Annotated in this window: 1 protein-coding gene; it reads right to left on the bottom strand. The window is 70.4% G+C overall.

Annotated elements, in window-relative coordinates; translation table 11 throughout:
* Window positions 1–360: LexA family protein (locus ACU8YC_RS25730; RefSeq protein ID WP_446896069.1), on the bottom strand; the 360-nt coding region annotated here is incomplete at its 3' end.
* Window positions 361–591 lie beyond the last annotated feature (231 nt).

Genomic DNA, 591 nt, shown 5'->3' with positions numbered 1-591 from the left:
GATCGAGATGGCCCGGCCGGACTCGTCGATCATCCGCGTGCTCGCCGGGGCCGGCGGCTGCTTGGACTTGCCGCCCTCGACCACGCCCGGCGTGAAGCGGCGCGGCTCGGCGGGGGTCTGGGGCGCCGGCGCGGCCTGCGTCAGGCTCTCGGGGATGCGGATCACCTCGATGGCGCGCGCCCGATTCGGCAGGCGCCGGAGAAAGCCGCGCTCCTCCAGCGCCGTGATCAGCCGGTGGATGCCGGATTTCGATTTGAGGTCGAGGGCATCCTTCATCTCGTCGAACGACGGCGGGACGCCGCATTCCTGCATCCGGCTCTGGATGAATCGCAGGAGGTCCAGCTGCTTGCGCGTGAGCATCGACGGGGGACTCGCGGCTTGGCGGACCGCCACGTGACGGTCTCCGAAACAAATCACGAACAGGTTAAACGTTCCGCAAGTGTTCCGCAAGAGCGGCACCGCCACGCTCGGCGCGCTGCGGCGCGCCCGCGGGACAAGGCGGAGAAACGCATTGACGGCGCAAGCGGAGCCGTTTCAATGCACCGCGGTGCCCCGCCGGGCAGGCGGCGGATCCGGGGCGCGGGCTGGGAC

It is taken from the genome of Citrobacter sp. VF227, assembly GCF_052950715.1.
The sequence above is the reverse complement of the archived record's forward strand: the minus strand, read 5'-3'. Positions and strand labels throughout refer to the sequence as shown.